This is a genomic window from Bradyrhizobium sp. ERR14, from assembly GCF_014198235.1.
Lineage (GTDB): Bacteria > Pseudomonadota > Alphaproteobacteria > Rhizobiales > Xanthobacteraceae > Bradyrhizobium.
This window is the reverse complement of sequence record NZ_JACIHD010000004.1, coordinates 143,729-169,453: the sequence shown is the minus strand read 5'-3', so window position 1 is coordinate 169,453 and position 25,725 is coordinate 143,729. Positions and strand designations below refer to the sequence as shown.

General features: G+C 63.9%; 23 protein-coding genes, 1 pseudogene and 1 riboswitch. Of the genes and pseudogenes, 12 read left to right on the top strand and 12 right to left on the bottom strand.

The features are described from left to right. Positions 1-9: 9 nt before the first annotated feature. Positions 10-762, top strand: a complete 753-nt coding sequence (locus tag GGD62_RS14010) for a hypothetical protein (protein WP_183708838.1) — start codon at positions 10-12, stop codon at positions 760-762. A 40-nt stretch (positions 763-802) separates the two neighbouring features. Here the strand turns inward: GGD62_RS14010 and GGD62_RS14005 are convergent, their stop codons facing one another. Next, a complete protein-coding gene (locus GGD62_RS14005) occupies positions 803-2,242 on the bottom strand; it encodes a DUF1254 domain-containing protein (RefSeq protein WP_183708837.1) in 1,440 nt (479 codons plus the stop codon). A 362-nt stretch (positions 2,243-2,604) separates the two neighbouring features. On the opposite strand from GGD62_RS14005, the pseudogene GGD62_RS41840 reads away from it, so the two are divergent. Next, positions 2,605-4,307, top strand: a pseudogene (locus GGD62_RS41840) (amidohydrolase). Positions 4,308-4,450: 143 nt separating this feature from the next. On the opposite strand, the gene GGD62_RS13995 reads toward GGD62_RS41840, so the two are convergent. Further along, entirely contained in the window at positions 4,451-5,650 is a 1,200-nt protein-coding gene (locus GGD62_RS13995; protein ID WP_179734130.1) for a TrmJ/YjtD family RNA methyltransferase, read from the bottom strand. Positions 5,651-5,999: 349 nt separating this feature from the next. Here GGD62_RS13995 and GGD62_RS13990 point away from each other — a divergent pair, with 349 nt between their 5' ends. Next, a complete protein-coding gene (locus GGD62_RS13990) occupies positions 6,000-7,214 on the top strand; it encodes an NADP-dependent isocitrate dehydrogenase (RefSeq protein WP_018316614.1) in 1,215 nt (404 codons plus the stop codon). Between the two features lie 96 nt (positions 7,215-7,310). After that, positions 7,311-7,811 carry a DUF3455 domain-containing protein gene (locus GGD62_RS13985; protein ID WP_183708836.1) on the top strand — a complete coding sequence of 167 codons (501 nt, stop codon included), beginning with the start codon at positions 7,311-7,313 and terminating at the stop codon, positions 7,809-7,811. A 4-nt stretch (positions 7,812-7,815) separates the two neighbouring features. Here the strand turns inward: GGD62_RS13985 and GGD62_RS13980 are convergent, their stop codons facing one another. After that, positions 7,816-9,042 carry a cyclic nucleotide-gated ion channel gene (locus GGD62_RS13980; RefSeq protein WP_183708835.1) on the bottom strand — a complete coding sequence of 409 codons (1,227 nt, stop codon included), beginning with the start codon at positions 9,040-9,042 and terminating at the stop codon, positions 7,816-7,818. Positions 9,043-9,048: 6 nt separating this feature from the next. Beyond that, positions 9,049-11,730, bottom strand: a complete 2,682-nt coding sequence (gene alaS / locus GGD62_RS13975; protein WP_026201699.1) for an alanine--tRNA ligase — start codon at positions 11,728-11,730, stop codon at positions 9,049-9,051. Positions 11,731-11,963: 233 nt separating this feature from the next. Next, positions 11,964-12,054, top strand: a riboswitch (glycine riboswitch). Positions 12,055-12,198: 144 nt separating this feature from the next. On the opposite strand from alaS, the gene gcvT reads away from it, so the two are divergent. The 3 genes from gcvT to gcvP are packed head-to-tail and all read left to right on the top strand — an operon-like array spanning position 12,199 to position 16,611. After that, positions 12,199-13,347 carry a glycine cleavage system aminomethyltransferase GcvT gene (gcvT, locus tag GGD62_RS13970; protein ID WP_183708834.1) on the top strand — a complete coding sequence of 383 codons (1,149 nt, stop codon included), beginning with the start codon at positions 12,199-12,201 and terminating at the stop codon, positions 13,345-13,347. Positions 13,348-13,357: 10 nt separating this feature from the next. After that, positions 13,358-13,726 carry a glycine cleavage system protein GcvH gene (gene gcvH, locus GGD62_RS13965; RefSeq protein WP_018316619.1) on the top strand — a complete coding sequence of 123 codons (369 nt, stop codon included), beginning with the start codon at positions 13,358-13,360 and terminating at the stop codon, positions 13,724-13,726. Positions 13,727-13,743: 17 nt separating this feature from the next. Further along, on the top strand, positions 13,744-16,611 hold the full coding sequence (gene gcvP, locus GGD62_RS13960; RefSeq protein ID WP_183708833.1) for an aminomethyl-transferring glycine dehydrogenase: 2,868 nt from the start codon (positions 13,744-13,746) through the stop codon (positions 16,609-16,611). 136 nt (positions 16,612-16,747) lie between these two features. Here gcvP and GGD62_RS13955 read toward each other — a convergent pair whose 3' ends face one another. From GGD62_RS13955 to recA, 4 genes are all read right to left on the bottom strand, one after another. Further along, the gene (locus GGD62_RS13955) at positions 16,748-17,722 is read right to left on the bottom strand and encodes a hypothetical protein (RefSeq protein WP_312014262.1); all 975 of its coding nucleotides are present in this window, start codon (positions 17,720-17,722) and stop codon (positions 16,748-16,750) included. 56 nt (positions 17,723-17,778) lie between these two features. Next, positions 17,779-18,774 carry a hypothetical protein gene (locus GGD62_RS13950; RefSeq protein WP_183708832.1) on the bottom strand — a complete coding sequence of 332 codons (996 nt, stop codon included), beginning with the start codon at positions 18,772-18,774 and terminating at the stop codon, positions 17,779-17,781. 9 nt (positions 18,775-18,783) lie between these two features. Beyond that, positions 18,784-19,770, bottom strand: a complete 987-nt coding sequence (locus GGD62_RS13945; RefSeq protein WP_183708831.1) for a hypothetical protein — start codon at positions 19,768-19,770, stop codon at positions 18,784-18,786. Between the two features lie 107 nt (positions 19,771-19,877). Beyond that, positions 19,878-20,966: a recombinase RecA gene (gene recA, locus GGD62_RS13940; protein ID WP_018316624.1), complete on the bottom strand. Its 1,089-nt coding sequence runs from the start codon at positions 20,964-20,966 to the stop codon at positions 19,878-19,880. A gap of 300 nt (positions 20,967-21,266) precedes the next feature. Here recA and GGD62_RS13935 point away from each other — a divergent pair, with 300 nt between their 5' ends. Both GGD62_RS13935 and GGD62_RS13930 read left to right on the top strand, forming a co-directional pair. Then, positions 21,267-21,467 carry a hypothetical protein gene (locus GGD62_RS13935; protein WP_018316625.1) on the top strand — a complete coding sequence of 67 codons (201 nt, stop codon included), beginning with the start codon at positions 21,267-21,269 and terminating at the stop codon, positions 21,465-21,467. Positions 21,468-21,622: 155 nt separating this feature from the next. Beyond that, on the top strand, positions 21,623-21,790 hold the full coding sequence (locus GGD62_RS13930; RefSeq protein ID WP_018316626.1) for a hypothetical protein: 168 nt from the start codon (positions 21,623-21,625) through the stop codon (positions 21,788-21,790). A 649-nt stretch (positions 21,791-22,439) separates the two neighbouring features. On the opposite strand, the gene GGD62_RS13925 is transcribed toward GGD62_RS13930, so the two are convergent. Further along, positions 22,440-22,697, bottom strand: coding sequence for a DUF2798 domain-containing protein (locus GGD62_RS13925; protein ID WP_179734448.1), 258 nt, complete (start codon positions 22,695-22,697; stop codon positions 22,440-22,442). Between the two features lie 358 nt (positions 22,698-23,055). On the opposite strand from GGD62_RS13925, the gene GGD62_RS13920 reads away from it, so the two are divergent. Beyond that, the gene (locus GGD62_RS13920; protein WP_026201702.1) at positions 23,056-23,253 is read left to right on the top strand and encodes a hypothetical protein; all 198 of its coding nucleotides are present in this window, start codon (positions 23,056-23,058) and stop codon (positions 23,251-23,253) included. Positions 23,254-23,406: 153 nt separating this feature from the next. Further along, positions 23,407-23,640 (top strand): DUF6894 family protein, encoded by a 234-nt coding sequence (locus GGD62_RS13915; RefSeq protein ID WP_018316629.1) that lies wholly within the window; start codon positions 23,407-23,409, stop codon positions 23,638-23,640. A gap of 9 nt (positions 23,641-23,649) precedes the next feature. Here GGD62_RS13915 and GGD62_RS13910 read toward each other — a convergent pair whose 3' ends face one another. Together GGD62_RS13910 and GGD62_RS13905 are read right to left on the bottom strand one after the other, a co-directional pair. Further along, positions 23,650-23,904 (bottom strand): hypothetical protein, encoded by a 255-nt coding sequence (locus tag GGD62_RS13910; protein ID WP_018316630.1) that lies wholly within the window; start codon positions 23,902-23,904, stop codon positions 23,650-23,652. A gap of 104 nt (positions 23,905-24,008) precedes the next feature. Beyond that, positions 24,009-24,305, bottom strand: a complete 297-nt coding sequence (locus tag GGD62_RS13905; protein ID WP_179734122.1) for a hypothetical protein — start codon at positions 24,303-24,305, stop codon at positions 24,009-24,011. Between the two features lie 375 nt (positions 24,306-24,680). On the opposite strand from GGD62_RS13905, the gene GGD62_RS13900 reads away from it, so the two are divergent. Further along, positions 24,681-25,145 (top strand): PaaI family thioesterase, encoded by a 465-nt coding sequence (locus GGD62_RS13900; RefSeq protein ID WP_018316633.1) that lies wholly within the window; start codon positions 24,681-24,683, stop codon positions 25,143-25,145. Positions 25,146-25,282: 137 nt separating this feature from the next. Here GGD62_RS13900 and GGD62_RS13895 read toward each other — a convergent pair whose 3' ends face one another. After that, complete coding sequence (locus tag GGD62_RS13895) at positions 25,283-25,576, bottom strand: HdeA family protein (RefSeq protein ID WP_026201704.1); 294 nt, start codon at positions 25,574-25,576, stop codon at positions 25,283-25,285. Between the last annotated feature and the right edge of the window lie 149 nt (positions 25,577-25,725).

Below are 25,725 nucleotides of genomic sequence, written 5' to 3'. Positions count from 1 at the left end.
GTGCGCGCCATGACAGAGATCATCATCGACAAGCGCTATTGCGGACCTCCGAACTCCGGCAACGGCGGCTATGTCTGCGGCCGGCTCGCCCGCCATATTCCGGGGCCTGCGGAAGTGACGCTGCGCGCGCCGCCGCCTCTGGACACGCCGCTCGCTGCGGTCGCGACAGACGGCGACACATGGGAGCTCCGCGACGGCGACAAGGTGGTCGCGACAGGGCGCGCCGTGAGCGTCGAGCTTGCGCAGATCGAGACAGCTAACTTGCCGGAAGCCCGCGCGGCCGAATTGCTCGCACTGTTCAATCCGCACGAGCATCCGCTGCCGAACTGTTTCGTCTGCGGTCCCGCAAGGGCGAAAGGCGACGGCCTGCGCATCTTCGCCGGCCCGCTCCGCCGTCATGCGCGGAACGCCGTTCTCGCCGCGAGCTGGGCACCCGATCCGAATCTCGCCGCCGAGGATGGCCTCATCGCGCCCGAATTTCTCTGGTCCGCGCTCGACTGCCCGACCGGGTTTGCCTGCAATTACGATCAGCAGAGCGGCAGCTTCGAGAAGACCCCGCTGCTGCTCGGACGGATGTCAGCCCGCATCGAAGCCCGCCCCCACCCCGGCGAGCGCTGCATCATCACCGCCTGGCCCACCGGCCGCGACGGCCGCAAGCGCACGGCCGACGCCGCGCTTCGTGATGAAGCCGGCAGATTGCTGGCGTTGGCGCGGACGACCTGGATTGCGGTGGAGCGCGAGGTACTGCTCGGGCGCCGGTGACGGTGCGTAGGGTAGGCAAAGGCGCGAAGCGCCGTGCTCCCTAGCTGCTCGTCACCTGCCGGACGGGCGGCGGCTTCCAGGTCCCGTTGATGATCGAGGGCGACTTCTCGTTCGGCCAATACATCCGCAACATCAGGACGAACTTGCCCGCGGGCGCGGGAAGCCAATTGCTCTCCTTGTCAGGGCCCGGGTTGTCCTTCTGAATGTAGAGGTCGACCGAACCGTCGGGATTGGCTTTGAGATTCTGGCGGGCGCTGATCGACTGGCGGTTGATCGGATTGGCGACGAAGAAATAGTTCTCGTCATACATCGTGAGCGACCAGAAGCCGCCGACCGGAGGAAGCTGCCCCTTCGGAAAACGCATGACGTATTTGTTGCTGCCGACGTACTCTTTGCCATCGGCGTCCTTCTGGGATGTCGGATAGCACGCATCCTGAATCCGGTTGGCGCCGAGGCCGATGGCCGTGACAAGCGCACGGTTGAGATAATTGGTCCCGTAAATGCCGGCTTCGCTGTCGAAGGCCCAGCCGTTGATGTTCTTGATCGCCTTGTTGATCTTGAACTGCAGCATGATGCGGTCGAATGCCACCTGCGGGATCCGCTTGGCGAAGGCAGCATCGAATTTGCTCGCGTCAAAATCCTTGCCGGGGACAAGACCGATCTTCGCGAATTTGGCGACCTCGGCCGCGTCGGCGGCGGCCGGCGGATTGCGCTTCATCAATTGCGCGAGAAGGGTGAAATAGGCTGCGGCGTCCAGGCGGTTGACCTGCTCGCGAACCGCCGTCTTCATGTCGATCGATGCATCGACCTTGCCTGCCGGGGGCGTAAAGGACTTGTCGTATGCGCTGAGCGGCACGAGCTTGAACTGGTCCTGCGCGGCGTGCACGGCCGCGTAGTCTTCCGGCGTACCGGTGCAGTAGATGCGGCCCAGGATCCACACCATGCCCGTGGGTGATTTGTATTCCTTGACGCCGGCGGGAAGCGTTCCCTTCCAGCCCGGGCCGGTGATCGCATAGGTTTGCGCCTTGGTGCCGGTGGTGCGCTTGCCAGGCACCTGGAAGACATTGGTCCAGCCGTCCAGCATCGGAAACAGGAAGTAGCGGTCCTTCATGTCCGGCATGCTCAGGACCCAGGGCTCGTCTCCCACATCGATCCAGGCCGTCGTGTAGAGCGTATCGGCATTGGGTGCCGTGACGTCCTTGAAGGTGGCATCAGGGTACTTGCGGAGCTTGACGAATTGCCCCATCGGCCCGCGCGTGCCTTCCACCGCAGCAACGTTGGTCATGACCCGGCGCGTCATCTCCATCGTCACGAGCGGATATCCGTAGATATAGGCGTCCTGGGCAAGCCAAAAATCTTCTCCGCCCTCCAGAGCCCTGACGACAAGACCATCAAACTCGGCGCGTGCGGTGCGGGAAATCGCGAGCGCCGATACTGCGGCGCTGAAGGCGGCCAGTGCTTGGCGACGGCTGATTGACATATCGAACCCTCCCTGTTGCCTCAAAACCGTAACGGGCGGGGTTCCATGTTCCTTGACATGCATCAACGAGGCGGGATGGTCTTGGGCGCAGCGCCGTTCGCTTGCCTGGGCGTGGCCGCCACGCCTGCCAACTCGTAGGGTGGGCAAAGGCGCGCAGCGCCGTGCCCACGTGTCTGCCGCGGCGTTGTTGATCGACGTCGTGGGCACGCTTCGCTTTGCCGACCCTACGAGACTAACACAGAGCGCGATCCACTTTGCCAGCATGTGGACGCTGGCAAGCCTCAGAAGCGTTGAACCGATGTTCGATCGACGATACCCTTGAAAATCTTCGTCCAGCAAAAACAAGATTCAAGGGGGACGTCATGGTTCGCAAGTTGACGGCATCTGCAATCGTTGCCACGAGCATGTGGATCGCCGGCATCGCAAGTGTCGCGGCGCAGCAACCGGAGTTCAGCGCACCTGACCCGGTCCTCATTAATGGCAAGGTTCTGACGCTGGATGAGCGATCGACGATGACGGAAGCAGTGGCCGTTGCAGACGGAAAGATTCTCGCAACCGGAACCAGTGCTTCGATAAAGGCGCTCGCCGGCGCCCGGACCCGCGTGCTCGATGTGGCTGGCAAGACCGTCATCCCCGGATTGATCGATACACACGCTCACTTCAAGGCCGCTGGTCTTGGCGACTATGTCGTCATCATGGGCCGAGCCAAGACGGTCGCCGAAGCGCTCGAGGCCATCAAGGCATTCGCTGCGAAGAAGAAGCCGGGCGAGTGGATTGTAGGTGGCGCGTGGCATCCGCCTTCACAATTGGCCGAGAAGCGATATCTGACCAGGCAGGAGATTGATAGCGTTGCTCCAGACAATCCGGTCTATCTTCGCACCGTCGGGCATTTCTCGATGGCGAACAGCATGGCTCTACAGCGGGTCGGAATCGACAAGACCACCGCGGATCCGAACGGGGGAAAGTTTGAGCGCGACGCGGCCGGTGAATTGACCGGCGTGCTGGTGGAGACGGCGATCGATCGGGTCGAGAAGGCCGTACCGCCCTGGACAGAAGACGATGAGATGCGGCAATTCACGATTGCCGAAAGTGTGCTGAACAGCTTCGGTATCACGAGCGTGGTCGAAGGCGCGACAGAGGCACGCGATATCGCATGCTGCAGAAGCATGTCGCATCCGGGAAAGCCACATTGCGCACCGGCGTGATGTTTCGACCGGAGCCCCCGGCCGATCTGACCGCGTGGGAAGCGATCATGGCAGGCAATGGGGCCTCTTCAGGCTTTGGCGACGATTGGCTGAAGTTCGCGGGAATCAAGATCTTCTACGACGGCGGCATGACGCTGAAGACAGCGCTCATGCGCGAGGTGTATCCCGATTCACATGACAACTATCATGGCGTTGCGCAGCAGACACCTGAGCGATTGAAACAACTCATCTCCATCTGCCACCGGTATGACTGGCGGGTCGGTGTCCACGTGGTGGGTGACCTTGGTATTGACCAGGTGCTCGATGCGTTCGAGGCCGCGGATAAGGAGAAATCGATCCGAGACCGTCGCTTCGTCCTCATTCATGCCAGCCTGATCCGGCCAGAACAGATGGAGCGGGCGCAGAAGCTGGGAGCCCGTGTCGATTTCCAGAACGCTTTCATGTGGGATAAGGCAGCGACCGTCGAACGATTTCTCGGGAAAGCGACCGCTGACCGCGCCGTACCGACCAGGACGTTAATCGAAAAAATGGGGCTCAACAACCTGGGCGCCGGGACGGACTTTCCCGTCAACCCGATCAACCCCTTCCTCAACATGTACATCATGGTGACCAGGAAGGACCCCAACGGAAACGTCTACGGCGCGGCAGAAGCCATTACGCGCGAGCAGGCCCTGCGGCTCTACAGCAGCGCGGCGTCGCGCTACACGTTCGATGAAGCACGTAAAGGGACCATTGAGCCCGGAAAGCTTGCGGACATCGTGGTGCTCTCCGCGGATTACACGGCCGTGCCGGAGGGCCAGATCAAGGACATCAAGGCGGACATGACGCTCGTGGGCGGCAAGGTCGTGTTTCAGCGCTGACGTCATCCGCTGCCGACCAGCAGGAAGTGCCGTAGGGTGGGCAAAGGCGCGTAAGCGCCGTGCCCACCTTCTCTTGATGATCAGCGAGAGATGGTGGGCACGCTTCGCTTTGCCCACCCTACGAGAGCCATGCCTTACGGCACCTACATCGCTTGCTCGATCATCCCCTGCAGCCGCGCCAGCTCCGCCTCGAGATCCCGCTCCACATCCGCGGCACGAATGTCGAGCACCCGATAGTCCCGCGCCTCGAGCCAGGCCCGCCGCGATGCGCGATCCGCTGCGATCGCTTCCCCCTCGCCCGGATTGACCAGCTCGATCGCGATCCGATGCGGGAAGGAGACGAAGTCCGGAATGTGCCGCCCCACCGGCGTCTGGCGCTTGAACTGGCCGGCGAAGCGACGGTCGCGGGTCAGCGCCTGCCAGAGCAGACGCTCGGCGTCGGTCGGGTTGCGACGGAGCAGACGGGCGAGGCCCCGCACCGTCGAGCCGCTGTCGGGCACGCCGCCGCCCTGCCCGTGCTCGGCCAAAAGCGCGCGCAGGCGCGTCGCCTGCTCGCCGTCGAGCACGCCGCCCTTGGCCGGGCCCTTGCGTCCCTCGGCGATCGCCATGATCACCCCGTGCAAGGTGTGCATGTCCTGCTTGGTCGGCTCCATGCGGCTGAAGATGTTGCGCAGGTTCACCAGCATGGTGTCGCGCTTCTCGGCCGGGCGCAAAAATTCCACCTTGTCGAGCTCGCGGATGAGGTTGTCGAAGAAGGCCTGCATCTGGTGCTGAGAGGCGCGCTCGGAGCGCTCCGGCATGGCGTGCGGCAGCTCGCCCGACGTCGCTCGCTTGAACCATTCATAGCCGACCAGCAGCACGGCCTGGGCGAGGTTGAGCGAGGCGAAGCCCGGGTTGACCGGGAAGGTGATGATGCGGTTGGAGAGGCCGACCTCCTCGTTGGTTAGGCCCCAGCGCTCGCGGCCGAACAGGATACCGGCCTTGCCGCCGGTCGCGACGTGACCCGCGATCTCGCTGGCGGCTGCCTCCGGCCCGACCACCGGCTTGGCCTGGTCGTGGGGGCGCGCGGTGGTGGCGAACAGCAGGTCGAGGTCGGCGACGGCGTCTTCGACCGTGGCGAACAATTCGACCTTTTCCAGAATGTGGTCGGCGCCGGCGGCGGCCCGCTGTGCTGCGATGTTGGGCCAGCCGTCCCTGGGGTTGACGATACGCAAGGCGCCGAGCGCAAAATTGCCCATGGCGCGCGCGGCCATGCCGATGTTTTCCCCGAGCTGCGGCTCGACCAGGATCACGATGGGACCGTCGAGGGACAAACCCGCCTTGCTCTTGTCAGTCCCCGACATCTCGTTTCGCTTTCACTCTTCGTCTCAAGGCCTTGCCAGGGCACTCTCAGGAATTGATTCAAGCCCGCCTTTCCCAAGTCGTCCCTGGGCCGGCCGGCGCTGTCCGCCTCGTTTGCCTGTCCTGACGAAATTCTCAAGGGAAATAACGGGTTGGAATCGACTTTTGAATCTCCACTGGATCCTCGGATCCGGCCCTGCGGCAGGGCGGCCCTGCCCCCACGTCTGGGGAAGCTGGATGAGCTAAAAGTGCATAATCCCTTGGCTTTCGCCCGCCGCGTCTGGGTGCTAAGAGGCGGCGGATATTCCCGTGGCGCGCCAAAAGCGCCGTTCCCAAGAGGCTTCCCCGATCATGGCAAAAATCAAGGTATCCAATCCCGTCGTCGAGCTCGATGGCGACGAGATGACCCGGATCATCTGGCAGTACATCAAGGACAAGCTGATCAACCCGTTCCTGGATGTCGAGCTGATGTATTTCGACCTGGGCATGGAGTACCGCGACCACACCAACGATCAGGTCACCATCGACGCCGCCGAAGCCATCAAGAAGGTCGGCGTCGGCGTCAAGTGCGCCACCATCACCCCGGATGAAGCCCGGGTGAAGGAGTTCAACCTCAAGCAGATGTGGAAATCGCCGAACGGCACCATCCGCAACATCCTCGGCGGCTGCATCTTCCGCGAGCCGATCATCTGCAAGAACGTGCCGCGCCTGGTTCCCGGCTGGAGCAAGCCGATCATCATCGGCCGCCACGCCTATGGCGACCAGTACCGCGCCACCGACATCAAGTTCCCGGGCAAGGGCACCCTGTCGATGAAGTTCGTCGGCGAGGACGGCACCGTGATCGAGAAGGAAGTGTTCAAGGCGCCCGGCGCCGGCGTCGCCATGGAGATGTACAATCTCGACGACTCCATCATCGACTTCGCCCGCGCCTCGTTCAATTACGGCCTGCTGCGCAACTATCCGGTCTACCTCTCGACCAAGAACACGATTCTGAAGGTCTATGACGGCCGCTTCAAGGACATCTTCCAGGACATCTTCGACCGCGAGTTCAAGAAGGAGTTCGACGCCAAGGGCCTGACCTACGAGCACCGCCTGATCGACGACATGGTGGCCTCGGCCCTGAAATGGTCCGGCGGCTATGTCTGGGCCTGCAAGAACTACGACGGCGACGTGCAGTCCGACACGGTCGCGCAGGGCTACGGCTCGCTCGGCCTGATGACCTCGGTGCTGCTCACCCCCGACGGCAAGACCGTGGAAGCCGAAGCCGCCCACGGCACGGTGACCCGCCACTACCGCGAGCACCAGAAGGGCAAGGAGACCTCGACCAACTCGATCGCGTCGATCTTCGCCTGGACCCGTGGCCTCGCCCACCGTGCCAAGCTCGACAACAATGCCGAGCTCGCCAAGTTCGCCAACACGCTGGAGAAGGTCTGCGTCGACACCGTCGAGGCCGGCTACATGACCAAGGACCTCGCGCTGCTGGTCGGCGCCGACCAGCGCTGGCTCTCGACCACCGGCTTCCTCGACAAGGTCGCCGAGAACCTGACCAAGGAGCTGGCGGCCTGAGCCGACCGCAATTTCGCCCGACTGGGTCAGACATCATCACGGGCCGCGCAACCGCGCGGCCCGTTTCTTTTTGAGACCTTGCGCGGAGATGCCACCATGTTCATCAAGCTTGCCGGCCCCACCATGCTGCTCGCGGCCCTGATCGGACCGGCCGGGGCTGCCGAGCCGCTCCCCGACGCCATCGCCGCGCCGGGCGAGAGCGTCGTGCTTAGCGTCCACGCCGAGGGCGCGCAGGTCTATGAGTGCAAGGCCGGCACCGACGGCAAGCTCGCATGGAGCTTCCGCGAACCGGTCGCGACGCTTCTCTCGGACGGCAAGACGATCGGCCGCCACTATGCCGGCCCGAACTGGGAGCTCGCCGACGGCAGCGCGGTGACCGCCAAGGCCGCGGGCAACGCACCGGGCGCAACGGCCGCCGATATCCCCTGGCTGAAGCTGGAAGTGACCGCCCGCCGCGGCAGCGGTGTACTGACGCCGGTGACGACCGTGCAGCGCATCAACACCCATGGCGGCAAGCTCGACGGCGCGTGCGACAAGGTCGGCGAGTTCAGGAGCGCACCCTACTCGGCCGAGTATGTTTTCCTGAAGAAAGGCTGACCGCTCAGCGGTCGGTCCCGTCTTTCTCCGCCTGCGCCAATTCCGCGAGCGCGAGATCGCCGCTGTCGGCAAGCCGTGCCTTGGCGGTGGTGTGGACGTGGTCGGCGAGCGTCGGCATCCGTTCGATCAAAGCGTGAAAATCCTGGGCGTCGAGCACCAAAAGGCGCGTCTTGCGCGTCGCCGTCACCGTGCCGCTGCGCTTTGTTTTATGCAGCAGCGCGATCTCGCCGAAGAAGGTGCCGTCCGTGAGGTGCACATGCTGGCTCGGCAGCGCGATCTCGACCTCGCCGGCGGTGATGAAATACATCGACGAGGCCACATCGCCACGGCGGACCAATATCTCGCCCTGCTCGATGGTGCGCGCGCGCAACAGCCGCATGATGTCGGCGATCTCCGCGGCCGACAGATGCGAGAACAGCGGCACCCGCGCCAGCATGCCCCAGGTGACGACGAAATCGCGCCGCTTCACCTCTTCGGCGAAGGCGGTGGAGATGATCGCGACCGGCAGCGCGATCATGGCGAAGCCTGAGATGATGGCGAAGGTGGAGACGAGCTTGCCGAGCGGCGTCACCGGCACGACGTCGCCATAGCCGACGGTGCCGAGCGTCACGATCGCCCACCACATCGCCTGCGGGATGGTGCCGAGCTTGTCCGGCTGCACGTCGCGCTCGATGGCGTAGAGCAGCGAGGCGAACGTCAGGACCGCGCCGATCAGGATGACGATGCAGCCGATCAGCGCGCGACGCTCGGCATGCACGGCGGCGAGCAACGAGCGCATCGCCGGCGAATAGCGGATCAGCTTGAAGAACGGCAGCACCCCGAGCGCCGCCAGCGTCGCGTGCCGGCCGGTGGCGAGCACGATAGAAGCGGGCAGGAACGCCATGAGGTCGATGATGCCGAGCGCGGAGAAGGCGTAGCCCAGCCGGTCGGACAGCGCGGAGCCCCTGCGCTGGGTGTGGCCCGCCACGGTCCACAGCCGCGCCAGATATTCCAGCGCGAACACGATCACGGACAGGACGGTGATGGCCGAGAACACCGTGCCGAACTGGGCGTCCAGTTCCGGCACCGAGGCGAGGATCATCGCGGCCACATTGAGCACGATGACGCCGATGATGAGCTGGATGAAGCGCGATCCGGCTGAATAAGCCAGCGGATCGTGCTCCAGCAATTCATAGAGGCGATCCCTCAAATTGGGATCGCGAAGTCCACGCCCTCGCAGACCGGGGCGCATGGCCGTTTACGCGCCTGCCATTGCTTTTTCGATCGCCGCCAGCGCCTCGGTCGCCTTGGCCCCGTCAGGGCCGCCGGCCTGGGCCATGTCGGGCCGGCCACCGCCGCCCTTGCCGCCGAGCGCCTCGGAGGCAACGCGCACGAGGTTGACCGCGTTGAAGCGCGCGGTGAGATCCGCGGTGACGCCGACCACGATGCCGGCCTTGCCGTCCTCGGTGACGCCGACGATGGCGACCACGCCGGAGCCGATCTGCTTCTTGCCGTCGTCGGCGAGGCTCTTGAGATCCTTCATCTCGATGCCCTCGACCGCGCGCGCCATCAGCTTGACGTTGCCGATTTCGCGTACGCCTGAAGCTGCGCCATTGCTGCCGGCCGAAGCGCCGCCGCCCATCGCCAGCTTCTTGCGGGCGTCGGAGAGCTCGCGCTCGAGCTTCTTGCGCTCCTCCATCAGCGCGGTGATGCGCGCCGGAACGTCGTCGAGCGACGTGCGCAGCTCGTTCGCCGCGGTCTTGGCCAGCGCCATGGTCTCGTTGGCGTGCCTGCGCGCATAATTGCCGGTCAGCGCCTCGATGCGGCGCACGCCCGAAGCAACCGCGCTCTCGCCGGTGAGCGTGATCAGGCCGATGTCGCCGGTGCGCTTGACATGGGTGCCGCCGCAGAGCTCGACCGACCAGCCGAGCGCGTTGGCGCCGCGCTCGCGCGCGGTCCGGCCCATCGAGACGACGCGAACCTCGTCGCCGTATTTTTCGCCGAACAGGGCGCGCGCGCCGGCTTCGCGGGCCTCGTCGACGCCCATCACGCGCGTGGTGACCTCGTCGTTCTCCAGCACCACGTCGTTGGCGATGTCCTCGACGCGGGCCAGCTCCTCTGCCGTGATCGGCTTCGGATGCACGAAGTCGAAGCGCAGACGATCCGGCGCGACCATCGAGCCGCGCTGGGCGATGTGGTCGCCGAGCACCTGGCGCAGCGCCTCGTGGATGAGATGCGTCGCCGAATGATGCGCCCGGATCGAGGAGCGCCTGGAATGATCGACCTCGAGCTGCAGCGCGGTGCCGAGCTTCAGCTCGCCGCTCTCCACGTTGCCGACATGCACGAAGAAATCGCCGAGCTTCTTCTGCGTGTCGGTGACGCGAAACTTGATGCCGCCCTCGCCCGTGAGCACGCCGGTGTCGCCGACCTGGCCGCCCGACTCCGCGTAGAACGGCGTCTGGTTCAGCACGATCGCACCGGTGTCGCCGGCCTTCAGGCTGGCGACCTCTGCACCGTCCTTCACCAGCGCCGACACCACGCCTTCGGCGCTCTCGGTCTCGTAGCCGAGGAATTCGGTGGCGCCGAGCTTTTCGCGCAGCGGGAACCAGATCGCCTCGGACGCAGCTTCCCCGGACCCCTTCCAGGATTCGCGCGCCTTGGCCTTCTGGCGCTCCATTGCGTCGGTGAACGCAGCTTGATCCACGCCGATGCCGCGCGACTTCAGCGCGTCCTGCGTCAGGTCGAGCGGGAAGCCGTAGGTGTCGTACAGCGTGAAGGCGACGTCGCCGTCGAACATGTCGCCCTTTTTCAAGGACGCGCTCTTCTCGTCGAGGATGGCAAGGCCACGCGAAAGCGTCTTGCGGAAGCGGGTCTCTTCCAGCCGCAGCGTTTCCTCGATCAAATTCTCCGCGCGCATCAGATCGGGATAGGCCTGGCCCATCTCGCGGACCAGCGCCCAGACCAGGCGGTGCATCAGCGGCTCTTTCGCACCCAGCAGCTGCGCATGGCGCATCGCGCGGCGCATGATCCGGCGCAGCACATAGCCGCGGCCCTCGTTCGAGGGCAGCACGCCGTCCGCGACCAGGAAGGCCGAGGAACGCAAATGGTCGGCGATGACGCGGAACGAGGCGACCGTCTGCTCATTCGGCCCACTGCCGAGCGCGGACGAGGTCGCATCGATCAAATGACGGAACAAATCGGTCTCGAACACGCTGTCGACGCCCTGCATGATGCAGGCCATGCGCTCGAGGCCCATGCCGGTGTCGATCGAGGGACGCGGCAGATCCACGCGCTCCTCTTTCGTCACCTGCTCATATTGCATGAACACGAGATTCCAGAATTCGAGGAAGCGGTCGCCGTCCTCCTCCGGCGAGCCCGGAGGTCCGCCCCAGATGTGATCGCCACGGTCGATGAAGATCTCCGAGCACGGGCCGCACGGACCGGTGTCGCCCATCGCCCAGAAATTGTCGGAGGTCGGAATGCGGATGATGCGGTCGTCGGAGAACCCGGCGATCTTCTTCCAGAGCCCGTGTGCCTCGTCGTCGGTGTGGTAGACGGTGACGAGCAGCTTGTCTTTGTTGAGGCCGAAATCCTTGGTGATCAGCTTCCAGGCGAGCTCGATCGCGCGCTCCTTGAAGTAGTCGCCGAACGAGAAGTTGCCGAGCATCTCGAAGAAGGTGAGATGGCGCGCGGTGTAGCCGACATTGTCGAGGTCGTTGTGCTTGCCGCCGGCGCGCACGCATTTCTGCGACGTGGTGGCGCGCTGATAGGGCCGCTTCTCGACGCCGGTGAAGACGTTCTTGAACTGCACCATGCCGGCATTGGTGAACATCAACGTCGGATCGTTGCGCGGCACCAATGGCGAGGACGACACGATCTCGTGGCCGTTCTCGGCAAAGAAGTTCAAAAAGGTCGACCTGATCTCGTTGACGCCGCTCATGTTCATCCAATCGGGTGTGCTTGGACCCGCTATAGGCCATCCAAACCTGACATTTAGGCTGATATCTGCGGGCCACAGCGCTTTTAGACAAGGCCAGCTTCGCTGTCCAGAAACTGTGCAAGGAGATCAGAGGGTTGCCGCAGCCGCTCAATCCCCGCTGCAATCCCGTTGATAGGGCAAGCGGACGCGTTGACAGGCTTGGCCCCGCTGTGGTCTGTACCCATCTGTATCGTACGGCCACGTCGGGAGAGACCGGCTTTAGGCAGCCGGCGCCGAAGGAGCAACCGCCCCGGAAACTCTCAGGCAAAAGGACCGCGTGGCTTTGACAGCATCTGGAAAGAGGCGCCGACGGGTTTAGACCCGGATGGCTCCCGCCGACGGGATAATACTCTCAGGCACAGCGACAGATGGGGCTTCGACTGGTGTCCCCAGGGAATCGTCCCGGGGGAACCGCCGAGGGCCCCTGTGATGCTAGCGCGCGACGACCAAGATTCCCTGAAACGTACGCCCCTTCATGGGCTTCATGTCTCCCTCGGCGGCAAGATGGTGCCGTTCGCGGGCTATGACATGCCCGTGCAATACCCTGCGGGCGTGCTGAAGGAGCACCTCCATACCCGGGCCTCCGCCGGCCTGTTCGACGTCTCCCATATGGGCCAGATCGCGCTCCGGCCGAAATCCGGCAGGGTCGAGGACGCCGCCCGCGCGCTGGAACGGCTGGTGCCGCAGGATATCGTGGCGATCGCGCCGGGACGGCAGCGCTACGCCCAGTTCACCAATGAAGACGGCGGGATTCTCGACGACCTGATGGTCGCCAATTTCGGCGATCACCTCTTCCTGGTCGTCAACGCCGCCTGCAAGGACGCTGATGAGGCGCATCTGCGCGCGAATCTCTCTGAAGATTGCGTCATCGATTCCCTCGCAGATCGTGCGCTGATCGCGCTGCAGGGGCCGAAGGCCGAGGCGGCGCTGGCGAAATTGTGTGCAGAGGCGCCCGCCATGAAGTTCATGGATTCCGGCCCGCGCAAGGTGGCCGGCCTCGACTGCTTCGTCTCGCGCTCCGGCTACACCGGCGAGGACGGTTTTGAAATTTCGGTTCCCGCGGCCGATGCGGAACGTCTCGCCAAAACGCTGCTCGAAAATCCCGACGTGCTGCCGATCGGCCTGGGCGCCCGCGACAGCCTGCGGCTGGAAGCCGGGCTCTGCCTCTACGGCCACGACATCGACACCATGACCACGCCGGTCGAGGCCGCGCTGGAATGGTCGGTGCAGAAGAGCCGCCGCAGCGGGGGCGCGCGCGCCGGCGGCTTTCCCGGTGCCGAAAAAATCCTCGCCCATTTCGACAACGGCGCGGCCCGCCGCCGCGTCGGCCTGCTCGCCCAGGGACGCGCGCCGGTGCGCGAGGGCGCGCTGCTGTTTGCGAATGACGCGGGCGGCGAGCCGATCGGACAAGTCACATCGGGCGGTTTCGGCCCAAGCCTGAATGCGCCGGTCGCGATGGGCTATGTGCCCACCGCATCGAGCGCGCTCGGCACACAACTCTTCGCCGAGGTGCGCGGCCAGCGTCTGCCTGTCGCTGTCGCGGCCATGCCCTTCGTCAAGAACACCTACAAACGCTGAGGATTCGAGAATGACCACGACGCTGTACACCTCCGACCATGAATGGCTCGCCATCGAGGGCGACGTCGCCACCGTCGGCATCACCGACTACGCCCAGCAGCAGCTCGGTGACGTCGTGTTCGTCGAACTGCCCAAGGTCGGCCGCACGCTGAAGAAGGCGGAAGCCGCCGCCGTGGTCGAGTCCGTCAAGGCGGCCTCCGACGTGTACGCGCCCGTGACAGGCGAAGTGCTCGAGACCAACGCCGAGCTCGCGGCCGAGCCGGCGCTGGTGAACTCGGACGCGCAAGGCAAGGCGTGGTTCTTCAAGATCAAGATGGCCGACAGAAGCGAACTCGGCGGCCTCATGGATGAAGCCGCCTACAAGGCGCACACGGCTTAAGGACGATGGAGCAAGCGATGACCGCGCACCGCAAGACCAACGGCGACACCGCCGCCAGTTTCGTTCGCCGCCACATCGGCCCATCGGCGCGCGATGTCACCGCCATGCTCGAAACCGTCAGCGCCAAGAGTGTGGACGCGCTGATGGCGGAGACGCTGCCGGCCTCGATCCGGCAGGCCGCCCCGCTCGACCTCGGCAAGCCGCTCAGCGAGACCGAGGCGATCGCGCATATGGGCGAACTCGCACGGCAGAACCAGGTCTTCACCTCGCTGATCGGCCAAGGCTATTCCGGCACGATCCTGCCCGCGGTGATCCAGCGCAACATCCTGGAGAACCCGGCCTGGTACACGGCCTACACGCCCTACCAGCCCGAGATCAGCCAGGGCCGGCTGGAAGCGCTGCTCAACTTCCAGACCATGATCTGCGACCTCACCGGGCTCGACGTCGCCAACGCCTCGCTGCTCGATGAAGCCACCGCGGCGGCGGAAGCGATGGCGCTCGCCGAGCGTCACTCGCAGGTGAAAGCGCAAGCGTTCTTCGTCGACAAGGACGTGCATCCGCAGACGCTGGCTGTGATGCGCACCCGCGCCGAGCCGTTGGGCTGGACCCTGATCGTCGGCGATCCCCTCACCGATCTCGACAAGGCAGACGTGCTCGGCGCGCTGCTGCAATATCCGGGGTCTTCCGGCGCGGTGCGCGACCTCCGGCCTGCAATCGCCACGCTGAAGGCCAAGGGCGCACTCGCGATTGTCGCCGCCGACCTTTTGGCGCTGACGCTGCTCGCCTCGCCGGGCGAGTTAGGGGCCGACATCGCGATCGGCTCGGCCCAGCGCTTTGGCGTGCCGATGGGCTATGGCGGACCGCACGCGGCCTACATGGCAGTGCGCGATGCGCTGAAGCGCTCGCTGCCCGGCCGCATCGTCGGCCTCTCCGTGGATTCCCGCGGCGCGCCTGCCTATCGCCTCGCACTGCAGACCCGCGAGCAGCACATCCGCCGCGAGAAGGCGACCTCGAACATCTGCACCGCGCAGGTGCTGCTGGCCGTGATCGCCTCGATGTATGCGGTCTATCACGGGCCCGAAGGGCTGACGCAGATCGCGCGCAACGTGCATCGCCGCGCCGCCGTGCTCGCGAGCGGCCTGCGCAAGCTTGGCTTTGCGCCTGACAGCGAGAATTTCTTCGACACGCTCAGCGTCGATGCCGGCGCCAGGCGCGCCGAGATCGTCGCGCGCGCGGCGGCCGAGAAGATCAATCTCGGCGTCGGCGCCACCAGCTTGCGCATCGCGCTCGACGAGACCACAACGCCCGCGACGGTCGAAGCGGTCTGGCGCGCCTTCGGCGGCAAGCTCGCCTATGCCGAGTTAGAGGCGACCACGCGCGAGGCGCTGCCGGAGGCACTGAAGCGCGCGACCTCCTTCCTCACCCATCCCGTCTTCCACGCGCATCGTTCGGAGACCGAGATGCTGCGCTACATGCGCAAGCTCAGTGACCGCGACCTCGCGCTCGATCGCGCCATGATCCCGCTGGGATCCTGCACCATGAAGCTGAACGCGACCACCGAGATGATGCCCCTGACCTGGCCGGAGTTCGGCTCGCTGCATCCATTCGTGCCGCGTGAGCAGGCGGCAGGCTATCACGCGCTGTTCGCGCGGCTAGAAAAATGGCTGTGCGACATCACCGGCTATGACGCGATCTCGCTGCAGCCGAATTCCGGCGCGCAGGGCGAATATGCCGGACTTCTTGCCATCCGCGGCTATCACGCCGCGCGCGGCGAGAGCCATCGCAAGATCTGCCTGATCCCCTCCTCCGCCCACGGCACCAATCCGGCCTCGGCCGCGATGGTCGGCATGGACGTGGTGGTGGTCGCCTGCGAGACAAACGGCGACGTCGACGTCAATGATCTCCGCGCCAAGGCGGAGAAGCATTCGAGCGACCTCGCCGCGGTCATGATCACCTATCCCTCGACCCACGGCGTGTTCGAGGAGCACATCCGCGAGATCTGCGACGTCGTGCATGGCCATGGCGGCCAGGTGTATCTCGACGGCGCCAACCTCAACGCGCAGGTCGGCCTTAGCAGGCCCGGCGATTACGGCGCCGATGTCAGCCATCTCAATCTGCACAAGACCTTCTGCATCCCGCACGGTGGCGGCGGCCCCGGCATGGGCCCGATCGGGGTCAAGGCGCACCTCGCCCCGTTCCTGCCCGGTCATCCGGCAACGCAGGCGGATGCCCCGGTCGGCCCGGTCTCGGCGGCGCCGTTCGGCTCGGCCTCGATCCTCACCATCTCCTACATCTACATTTTGATGATGGGCGGCGAAGGCCTTAAGCGCGCCACCGAGATCGCGATCCTCAACGCCAATTACATCGCAGCGCGCCTCGATCCGCACTTCCCGGTGCTCTACAAGAACGCCAAGGGCCGCGTCGCGCATGAGTGCATCGTCGACCCCCGTCCGCTGAAGACGACGGCCGGCGTCACCGTCGACGACATTGCAAAACGCCTGATCGATTACGGCTTCCACGCCCCGACCATGAGCTTCCCGGTGCCAGGCACGCTGATGATCGAGCCGACCGAGTCGGAATCCAAGGCCGAGCTGGATCGGTTCTGCGATGCCATGATCGCGATCCGGAAAGAGATCGCCGAGGTCGAGGCCGGCCGCTTCAAGATCGAAGCCTCGCCGCTGCGCCACGCCCCGCACACCGTGCACGACATCGCGGACGACGATTGGAAGCGCGCCTACACCCGCGCCGAAGGCTGCTTCCCCGCGGGCACCTCTCGCACCGACAAATATTGGAGCCCCGTCGGCCGTGTCGACAACGTTTACGGCGACCGCAACCTCGTATGCTCCTGCCCGCCCGTGAGCGATTACGCGCAAGCTGCGGAGTAAGCCACGACGGAGGTCTCGTCGGCGGAGCTCTCGTAGGGTGGGCAAAGCGTCAGCGTGCCCACCACCTCTTGCTTGTTGAAAATGGTGGGCACGGCGCTTGCGCGCCTTTTTCCACCCTACGGCACCGGATGCGCCGCTATGGCGCAATCAACAACCGGCTTTCACGATCCCAGCGCCAGAGCCGTTCGTTGGTGAGTTCGGTCCCGCCCCACCAGCGATAAATCCGGTTGTGGCGCCACATATCATCCTCGCGCGCAAAAATTGAACGCCCGAGTTCAGTGAGCGTGACCTTCCACTCGCTCCTGCCGAAATAGCGATCCTCATTGTCGAATGCCGGATCGCCCAGCAGGATCGGCGGGACCGGGTGCGCCCCCAGTTCGAGCAAGGCATCAAACGCGTCGTTTTCGTCAAACACATTGCGAAGCCACCTCGCTCCCTCGACGATCCTCGGGTCGGTGTGCCCATCGTTCACAAACTCCAGAATATCCATTTCGCTGGCACCCAGGCCCGTCACACTGTCCGGAAGCTCTTCGAGCAACGCGATGAGCGCCGGCCGAAGTCTCGGCAGGGCCGTCAGATCCGTCATCAGAAGATCGAAGCAGGGCTTTGGCGTTTCAGCCCGATAGGCTTGCCAGGCGCGGCGTGCCAAGGCCAAATGGTTTTCGGTCACCTTGAAGGCCGGCAGCTTCCATTTTGCGACAGATTCCGGAGCATAGTCCGCAACATGATCATCTGTGTGCACCAGACTGAGCTTCGTCGTAATCTCCTTGTAGGGGCGAAGCAGGTCCAGCAGCCAGATCAGCACAAGCTGATCGTTTGGTCGAGGGTCGACCCAGATTTCAATTGAGTCGAACTTCGCACACAGCTCGAAGAAACCGATATCACGCGTTCCGAACCCCTCCAGCGAGCCGCGACAAGCCTCATCGAGCCAATGATCGCCAGGATTGCCGTGCTTCGCCGATCGGCGCTCCAGCCCAAGCAATAGTTGTTCCTCGGGAGGCAATTTCCTCCACACGAAGCGTAGATTGAATCCAACCACGACATTCGCGAGGCGCGACTGGGCAAGCACGTCTTCGTCAAGGTGGTTCGTGGATAAGATCAAATGAGACACGGTCGCCTCTTAAAAAATTGATTCGCGTACAGGAACGCTGAGAGCCATGCGCGCCCTTAGTCAGGTGCGATCAACGCGCGGTGCTCGGCGTCCCATCGCCAAAGCCGTTCGCTGGTGAGAAGTGTGCCACCCCACCAGCGGCGAAACGGATTATGGCGCCGAAAGTCCTCTTCTCCCGTCAGCACCGCCATCCCGAAATCGGTGAGCGACATTAGGGACTGCTTGTATTGCGCGAAACGGCGTGCATCGTCATGCATGTCGAGCGTGAATGGCCCCTCCTCCAGCCCGGCTACGGCCGGCACTGGACATCGCGCGAGTCCATCGAGCAGCGCGCCGACCTCCCAGTAATCGTACACGCGCCGGTCGTTGGGTTTCTGATGTCCCGGGAAGACGTGAAAGGGCTGCACTTCGCCCGGCGCGATGAGTTGCAGCATCCGTGTCTCCGTGGTCCCGAGGCCGCTGGTCACGTTTGGAAGCTCTTCGAGCAGGTCAACAACGCAATGCTCGAGCTGCGGAAGCGGACTCAAGTCCGCTTCAAGCAGGTTGAACCAGGCCTGCGGCGTGGGTCCGCAATAAGCGGACCATGCGCGACCGGCCAGTTCAAGGTGATCTTCCGCAAGTTTTCCTATTGGCGGATTCAGCTTCACAAGTTGCTCCGGCGCGACATCACCCACGGCAAAGTCCAGGTGACGTATCGAGAGCTTGGAAACTGCCGCTTTCTCGGTGCTGCAATGATCGAGCAACCAAAGCAGAATTAACTGTGCATTTGGCTCTGATCCCATCCACAGTTCGGTGTCGCATTCGGACAACAGGTCGACCAGTCCGCGCCCCCTCACCCCAGACCCTTCCAGACGCCAGGCCGGGGTGTGGTCCAGCCAGTGCAGGCCGAGCGCTTGGGTCGTTCGCGGGGAGAAGAATGCCCGGTGTTCCGCATCAGACGGCAGCGGCCCCAAGACAAGCCGGCGCTCGATCGCAAGGACGAGATCGCCAAGGCCGGCGTTTTGTATCGCGCCGGCGGCGGACGAATCGGTCGTCACGATGAGCCGCGTCATGCGGGATCCTCAGGGTTTCGTCAGGACTGCGCCGTAGCGCCATAGCTTATCATTGGTCAGATGCGTGCCGCCCCACCAGCGGTCGATCGGATTGTATCGGCTGAAATCCTCCTGATGGGCCAGGACAGCCTTCCCGAACTCGGTCAACGACAATCGGCTGCGGAGATAGACCTCATGCCGAGCCCTTAGATTGCCGTGGTCGATTGTACGCAGTTCATCGCCCAAACCGGCTACGGCGGGCCTGGGGCCAAGCGCGAGCCCCTCCAACAGCGAACCCAAATCAAATTCGCTGAACACGTACGTGCGCCGCTGCGAGCGCAGATGAAACAGGGCGTTCGTATTTGCAAATCCTCTGGAAAGCAGCTCCAGGAATCGCATCTCGGTCGCACCAAGACCCGTCGAGGATGACGGTAGCTCTGCCAACAGCTCTTGCAATGCCGGTCGCAACATCAACAAGGCGCTCAGATCGCTCCAAAGTAGGTTGGCGCAGGCCTCGGGCGTCGGCGTGCGATAGGCCTGCCAGGCCATTCTGGCAGTGCTAAGTTCACGGGCCTGAACATCCACCATAGGAATATGCGACGCGGACGCTTCGGAAACTCGGTCTCTCAGATCGAAGAGATCGGATGCAAGCAGACGCAACCTGAGTTTTTTCAGCAGCTCAGGGTATGAGGCAAGATAGTCGAGCAGCCAGATCAGCTGCAGTTGATCGTCTGGGCTCGGATCGAACCAAAGTTCGATCTCGTCATAGCGCTCGCAAAAATCGGCAAAGGGTAGCTTCCTGAGTTCCTTGAACTTGGAGGGCCATTTTGTACCCCAATCCGACCAATGATCGCCCGGCCTGAGCGTCCCTGACTGCGCCCCGAAATAGGCTGCGAAATAGTCGGACGAAGGCAACGGCCCCCACGTGAGGCGAAAAAAGAACAGAACGACGATCTCGGCCAGCTTCGATTTGGCGAGATTGGCGCCGGCCGCACTGGTCAGGATCAGACGCTTCATCACACCACCACCCGATCCCGACGACGCAAAACGAAACGGGCGCTGACGACGTCGGCAACTCAACGTCTTCAGCGCCCGCTCCTCGCGAAAAGCTTTCGCGGTTCGTCTTACTCGTCTGCCGGCTCCTCGCCGTCGGCGTCGCTCTCGGGCGTACCGGCCAGAATCTGCTCGGAGATCAGACCGGAGTTCTGGCGGATCGAGGTCTCGATCTTGGCGGTGATGTCGGGGTTGGCCTTCAGGAAGGCTTTCGAGTTCTCGCGACCCTGGCCGAGACGCTGGCTGTCATAGGAGAACCAGGCGCCGGATTTCTCGACGATGCCGGCCTTGACGCCGAGATCGAGGATCTCGCCCATCTTGGAGACGCCCTCGCCGTACATGATGTCGAACTCGACCTGCTTGAAGGGCGGTGCCAGCTTGTTCTTGACCACCTTGACGCGCGTGGTGTTGCCGACCACTTCGTCGCGCTCCTTGATCGCGCCGATGCGGCGGATGTCGAGCCGGACGGAGGCATAGAACTTCAGCGCGTTGCCGCCGGTGGTGGTCTCGGGCGAGCCGTACATCACACCGATCTTCATGCGGATCTGGTTGATGAAGATCACCATGGTGTTGGACTTGTTGATCGAGGCCGTCAGCTTGCGCAGCGCCTGGCTCATCAGGCGCGCCTGCAGACCCGGAAGCGCATCACCCATCTCGCCTTCGAGCTCGGCCTTCGGCACCAGCGCGGCGACCGAATCAACCACCAGCACGTCCACCGCGCCCGAGCGCACCAGCGTGTCGCAGATTTCCAGCGCCTGCTCGCCGGTGTCGGGCTGCGAGATCAGAAGCTCGTCGATGTTGACGCCGAGCTTGCGGGCATAGACCGGATCGAGCGCATGCTCGGCGTCGATGAAGGCGCAGATGCCGCCCTTCTTCTGCGCTTCCGCCACCGTGTGCAGCGCCAGCGTGGTCTTGCCCGACGATTCCGGCCCGTAGATCTCGACGATGCGTCCCTTGGGCAGACCGCCGATGCCGAGCGCGATATCGAGCCCGAGCGAGCCTGACGACACCGCCTCGATGTCCATCGACCGGTCGTTCTTGCCGAGCTTCATCACCGAGCCCTTGCCGAACTGGCGCTCGATCTGAGAGAGCGCGGCGGCCAGAGCTTTACTCTTGTCCATGGAAGATCCTTCGACGATACGCAGGGCAGTGGCGGACATTGGGTCGTGCTCCTTATGGCGAGGATTCGCGTGAGGGACAAACGATTGGCGAGGCGGCTCGTCGATAAAAGTAGTGTACCCCATTTGTTCTAGGTTCGCAATATGTTCTTTTGCGGATTTGGGGGTTGTCCGTGAGCATCCCCCCAGTCCCCCTCCTCATTCGCGTTGTGCACACAACTGGACAGACGCCGGTCCCGTTAATGGTCCTCAATGGGCCATCACCGCACGAACCGTGGCCACTATCGGTGATGAGAACGCCCGATTGCGCTCCCGCCTTCCTCGCACGGAAAGGAGCGCGCCATGCTCAAGCGGCGACGTTTCAAGCAGCAGCTGACGCTTCAAGATCGACTCTCCGCCTGGGTGAAGCAGGTCGAGGAGCAGGCCTCCAGGCTTCCGCCCGGGCCCGAGCGGGACGCCCTGTTCAAGAAGGCCCGCCAGGCCGATGTCGCCAATCATCTGCACGACTGGGTCATATCCCCCGGGCTGCAACCGCCGAAATAACAGGGCTGCCGCAACGTCATTCCCCGGCCGAAGCTGACGCGCATCAAAGACGCATGGCCCGGCCGCCGTCAGAATTCCGTAATCCTGCGGCACCGAACCTTTTCGCGGTCTTGGGCCTTCTCCAGGATGGGACCGCAACTTTGGGGACCTCAGTCATGACGGACAACACGAACCGCGACACGATCAGGCGCAATCCCCTGCTGGAGGCGGCGCAGGAGGAGCTGATGAAGTTCGAGCGCGCGGAAAACGAGTTCCGCAAGAAGGACCGCCAAGAGCGCGCCGCCGAGCTCCACCTTCCCCTGAACGAAATCAAGATCCACTAAACCTCGGCCGGGGGCCGGCGTCCGAAGCTGACAAGGGCGCGCCGGCGATGCGGCTGGCGGCGGCGGGAAGCAGTCGCAAGGTGTCGGCAGCGCAGCTTGAGTCGATTTGAGCGGCTCCACGGGGCGCATCGCGCGCAATGACGGTATTACTCATAAGTCCCTGAATGAACAACCGAATTTCCATGCCGCCTACTGTGCATGGGGTTGTTTTCCAGTTTTTGAGAATGCGGCACGCCCCGTAACCCGTCATCCGGGGAAAGGCTGCCGATCGCGCGCCTGTTTTAAAGCAGCGCCAGCAGCACGAGGCCGATCACCAGCACCACGAAGCCAGCCGCTGTCGCGGCGGCGAATGACCGCTCTACGTTATCCATGATGCCACCCCGTGGTCGGCGTGCCACGTTTCCCCCATGGCTGCGCCGAACGATGTGGAATCTTGCCGACCGGTGTGTCCGCAGTTGTGCGAACGGATGTCGAAATTGGGACCGGTGCGGGGCCAGTCTGCGGCCTCGACGCTCGGCCCGGAAATCCGCCGCCTGTCAGGCTGCCGTAAGCGCAGCCGGCTAGAATGATGCGGCTATGGTGTTGCAGCCCAGCACCTCAGCCTCCAATAACTTTTTGCCCCGTCTGGCTCTCCCCAGGCGGGGCTTTTTCATCCCTGCCGGGCGGTTCGCGGATCTCTCTCCTCCTGGGTCAGGAGCAGCGAGAAAGTGCGGATCGCGGGCGCAGCCAGCAGAACGATCGGCAGCATCGCGGCCCATGCGATCAGCCACGACACCATCCAGTGCCCGACGAAGCTCATCGCGCTGCCGGCGGGCAAGCTGGCGATCCCCGCCGCGATCAGCGAGGTCAGTCCGGACTGGATGATTCCGAAGACGAAATGACTGTAGCGGCGGGGAATGCCGAGCATGACCGGGCCCATGTTGTTTCTTGCCGTCGTTCAGACCAAGCAAGGCATATGCCGCCGCTTGCAGGGAAATCAGTGATCCTCGGCGGGGCCCCCCGCGGCCCCGTCCGATCGGCGTACCGGCGCAGCCGGGTGCAGCCCAGGAACTTTGTTCATGGTCGGAGAACCACGGGTATGCGACAGCCTTACTGTCTCACGGCCCGGCGTCTTTCGAAAGCCGGCTCCGCTTGTTTCGGCGCACGCGCGCTTTCGAGATATCCCCGAACTATCCGGGGCTTACCGACAGAATTTGCTTGTCTCCGGAATATTGGGACGCCCAACATGTTTGCAGACATGGAGAGTGAATCGTGGGGAGGTCACCATGAATCACAGGGGCATCGAATTCACTGTCGCCAAGACGGCGATTCCCGGAATCTGGCAATGGCAGTTCCGCATCGGCGAGCAGGTCAAGACCGGCAAGACCGAGACGAAAATCGATCTGTTGGCGATCCGGCGCGTGCAGCTGCGCATCGATCGGGAGCTGAAGCGATCGGCCGGGCCGACTGAACCGGCCGGATGAAGGTCGGCGTCGGATGGCGCCTTGTGCCGCCGCGGCTGGCGGCGGAACATCATCCGTAGCCGCCCGGAATTGATCTGACGGTGGTTTGGGATTGGACTGCGCGCGCTCATGGCCCTGGGGGCAAGGCCATCACGCGCGCGATCGGTGCCAGCCATGCCATTGTATTTCTTTCGAATCCGGAATGGCCGTTATTCGGGCTGCGCGGACCAGGCGACGGAATTCGCCGATCGCGATTCGGCCTGGAAAGAGATGACCAATGTCTGCGCCGACATGACCGCCGGCATTGCCCGCAAGCTCCAGGAAAATTCCGAATGGCACATGGAGCTGCTGGACGAGGCCAAGGAGCCCGTGTTCCGGATCCGCATCGTTGCCGAAACCCTCGACTAGCAAGCAGCTTCAATCCGCGCTGGGCAGCCGCCGCATGGTAAATTCGATGTCGCCGCCGGGCAGCTCGCGCCAGGTCTCGACCGCGCTCATATAGCCGGCCTTGGGGTAGCGGGCGAAGAAGGCCTGCGCCCTTTCCCGTGCCGCCGCGCGCGGCAGCGTGAAGGTCTCGCGCAGATAGCCGTCGCCGACCGTTTGGCCCGGCTTGCCGGCGATCTTGCGCCGGCCCGCCATCCGCTCGGCGAGATCCCGCGGACGATCGGCCATGTCCTCCTCCTCTACGCGCTACGCTCAGCCCAATGTAGGGCGTGGGCCGGACGAAGAGGAGTCCCGTCCCGAAGGCGTTGTGCTGCCCCCATACGGAGCTGCGGTCAGTTGGCGGCGGTGCCGCTCTTGGACTTCTTCGGCGCGCTGGTTGCAGCCGAGGCCTTCGGCACCGCCGGCTGCTTCGGCGGATCGGCGCGCATGCCGCCCCAGGGATCGTTGGACGTCTTGGAATCCGGGATCTTCTTCAGCGTTTCCTTATAGGCCTTGTCACGCTCGGCTTCCGCGGCCTTTTCCTCGGGGGTCTTGCTCGGGGCGTCCTGCAGCAAATTCAGATTGGGCATTTGCGCATAGGCAGGTCCCGCCAGCACGGCCAGCACCGCGGCCAAACGGAAAAGCTTCATCGTCTACTCCTTGATCATCCATGGAGGCACGGTTCGCCCGCGCCTGGTCATCCTTGTCGCGGCCGGTCGCGACCGCCGAGGCCGTCCGGGGCCCCTAGAGCCGATCCGATCTGCACGATTTCGGCGCATGCAGCCAGTCGTCCCAGATCGGACCGCATTTGGTGCACCCGCTCAGCGCGAGGCCGAGCGCGGCCATACAAAAGACGAGGACACACCGACGCAACATCATCCACCCATACCCCGAGCAAGCCATCATATCGGGCCAAGTCAGGCATTTTCAAGCCGACGGGACCGGCCCCAGACCGGGTGACTTTGCCGCGCCGATGCGCGCACAATGGGACGAAACATCCGGCAATACAGAAGAGCGCGCCAGCAATGCAAATGCAGCCAGACACCGAATTCGGCCTCTCCGACGCCAGACGCATCCTCGGCGAGATTATTGCGCCCTGGGTCCAGGATCTCAATCTCGCGGTCGAGCGCCTCGAGCACGTGCAGCCGGCGGATGCGCCGGACTGGCAGCCGGGCGCACTCCTGCGCATGCCGTTCTCGGAGCGGCTGTGCCGGAACGGCGGCATGGTCTGCGGCCAAGCCCTGATGGCGCTCGCCGACACCGCGATGGTGATCGCGAACCTCGCGGCCAATCGCGGCTACCGCCCCATGACCACGGTCGACCAGACCACGCATTTCATGCGCGCGGCCTCCTCGTCGGACGTGCTGGCGGACGCGCGCGTGGTGCGGCTCGGGCGCACCATGAGCTTTGGCCGCGTCACGCTGCTCTCGGCGACCGACAACAAACCGATCGCGATGGTATCGAGCGCGTTCGCGATGCTGCCGGGCTGAGCAGCATCTCAAAAGAAGAGAGCCGCGTGGGCGCAAAGCGCACCGCGGCTCTCGATCACGTTCTCATCAAAGCGAGAGACGGAAAGCGCGATTGCGTCCGCGCTTCAGTCGGCAAGCTTCAAAGGTGGCTTCAAAGATTACTTGCCGAGCACTTCGTCGGCCGCGGTGACAATGCTGGCGGTCGGATTCTTTCCGCAATAGGCACCGAACTTCTTGGCGTTCTCGATGAACACGTCAGTGTCGATGATCGCGTTGTCCTCGTCGCCCTTGTACCAGCCGTCCATCCAGGTCAGCACAACCTGGATGTTGTCTTCGCCGCTCTCGAGGAACTGCTTGCAGCTCATGGTCGAAAGGTCCCACTTGACGGCGTGGGCGGGCATCGACGACAGCGAGAACGCTGCGGCGAGCAAAATCGAAAGCGTGGTCTTCATCAGTATCTCCATCGGCGCGTAGCGCCATAAAAGAAGTGCGTGTGGGGAAAGTCGGCGGAGAGATTCTCCGCGTCAACGTCGTAAACGAATTCTGAAGCGCTGTGCAAGTAGCGCCAGTATTGAGTTTAGTTCAACGTAATTTCTATGCA

What these genes read in the sequence shown, in the direction of transcription:
- gcvH (WP_018316619.1), top strand. Translation starts at nt 13,358, where the DNA reads ATGACCACGACGCTGTACACCTCCGACCATGAATGGCTCGCCATCGAG.
- GGD62_RS13915 (WP_018316629.1), top strand. Translation starts at nt 23,407, where the DNA reads ATGCCATTGTATTTCTTTCGAATCCGGAATGGCCGTTATTCGGGCTGC.
- GGD62_RS13925 (WP_179734448.1), bottom strand. Translation starts at nt 22,697, where the DNA reads ATGCTCGGCATTCCCCGCCGCTACAGTCATTTCGTCTTCGGAATCATC.
- GGD62_RS14010 (WP_183708838.1), top strand. Translation starts at nt 10, where the DNA reads ATGACAGAGATCATCATCGACAAGCGCTATTGCGGACCTCCGAACTCC.
- GGD62_RS13985 (WP_183708836.1), top strand. Translation starts at nt 7,311, where the DNA reads ATGTTCATCAAGCTTGCCGGCCCCACCATGCTGCTCGCGGCCCTGATC.
- GGD62_RS13995 (WP_179734130.1), bottom strand. Translation starts at nt 5,650, where the DNA reads ATGTCGGGGACTGACAAGAGCAAGGCGGGTTTGTCCCTCGACGGTCCC.
- GGD62_RS13935 (WP_018316625.1), top strand. Translation starts at nt 21,267, where the DNA reads ATGCTCAAGCGGCGACGTTTCAAGCAGCAGCTGACGCTTCAAGATCGA.
- GGD62_RS13990 (WP_018316614.1), top strand. Translation starts at nt 6,000, where the DNA reads ATGGCAAAAATCAAGGTATCCAATCCCGTCGTCGAGCTCGATGGCGAC.
- recA (WP_018316624.1), bottom strand. Translation starts at nt 20,966, where the DNA reads ATGTCCGCCACTGCCCTGCGTATCGTCGAAGGATCTTCCATGGACAAG.
- GGD62_RS13910 (WP_018316630.1), bottom strand. Translation starts at nt 23,904, where the DNA reads ATGGCCGATCGTCCGCGGGATCTCGCCGAGCGGATGGCGGGCCGGCGC.
- GGD62_RS13950 (WP_183708832.1), bottom strand. Translation starts at nt 18,774, where the DNA reads ATGACGCGGCTCATCGTGACGACCGATTCGTCCGCCGCCGGCGCGATA.
- GGD62_RS13895 (WP_026201704.1), bottom strand. Translation starts at nt 25,576, where the DNA reads ATGAAGACCACGCTTTCGATTTTGCTCGCCGCAGCGTTCTCGCTGTCG.
- GGD62_RS13930 (WP_018316626.1), top strand. Translation starts at nt 21,623, where the DNA reads ATGACGGACAACACGAACCGCGACACGATCAGGCGCAATCCCCTGCTG.
- GGD62_RS14005 (WP_183708837.1), bottom strand. Translation starts at nt 2,242, where the DNA reads ATGTCAATCAGCCGTCGCCAAGCACTGGCCGCCTTCAGCGCCGCAGTA.
- GGD62_RS13945 (WP_183708831.1), bottom strand. Translation starts at nt 19,770, where the DNA reads ATGAAGCGTCTGATCCTGACCAGTGCGGCCGGCGCCAATCTCGCCAAA.
- gcvP (WP_183708833.1), top strand. Translation starts at nt 13,744, where the DNA reads ATGACCGCGCACCGCAAGACCAACGGCGACACCGCCGCCAGTTTCGTT.
- GGD62_RS13905 (WP_179734122.1), bottom strand. Translation starts at nt 24,305, where the DNA reads ATGAAGCTTTTCCGTTTGGCCGCGGTGCTGGCCGTGCTGGCGGGACCT.
- gcvT (WP_183708834.1), top strand. Translation starts at nt 12,199, where the DNA reads ATGCTAGCGCGCGACGACCAAGATTCCCTGAAACGTACGCCCCTTCAT.
- GGD62_RS13900 (WP_018316633.1), top strand. Translation starts at nt 24,681, where the DNA reads ATGCAAATGCAGCCAGACACCGAATTCGGCCTCTCCGACGCCAGACGC.
- alaS (WP_026201699.1), bottom strand. Translation starts at nt 11,730, where the DNA reads ATGAGCGGCGTCAACGAGATCAGGTCGACCTTTTTGAACTTCTTTGCC.
- GGD62_RS13920 (WP_026201702.1), top strand. Translation starts at nt 23,056, where the DNA reads ATGAATCACAGGGGCATCGAATTCACTGTCGCCAAGACGGCGATTCCC.
- GGD62_RS13980 (WP_183708835.1), bottom strand. Translation starts at nt 9,042, where the DNA reads ATGCGCCCCGGTCTGCGAGGGCGTGGACTTCGCGATCCCAATTTGAGG.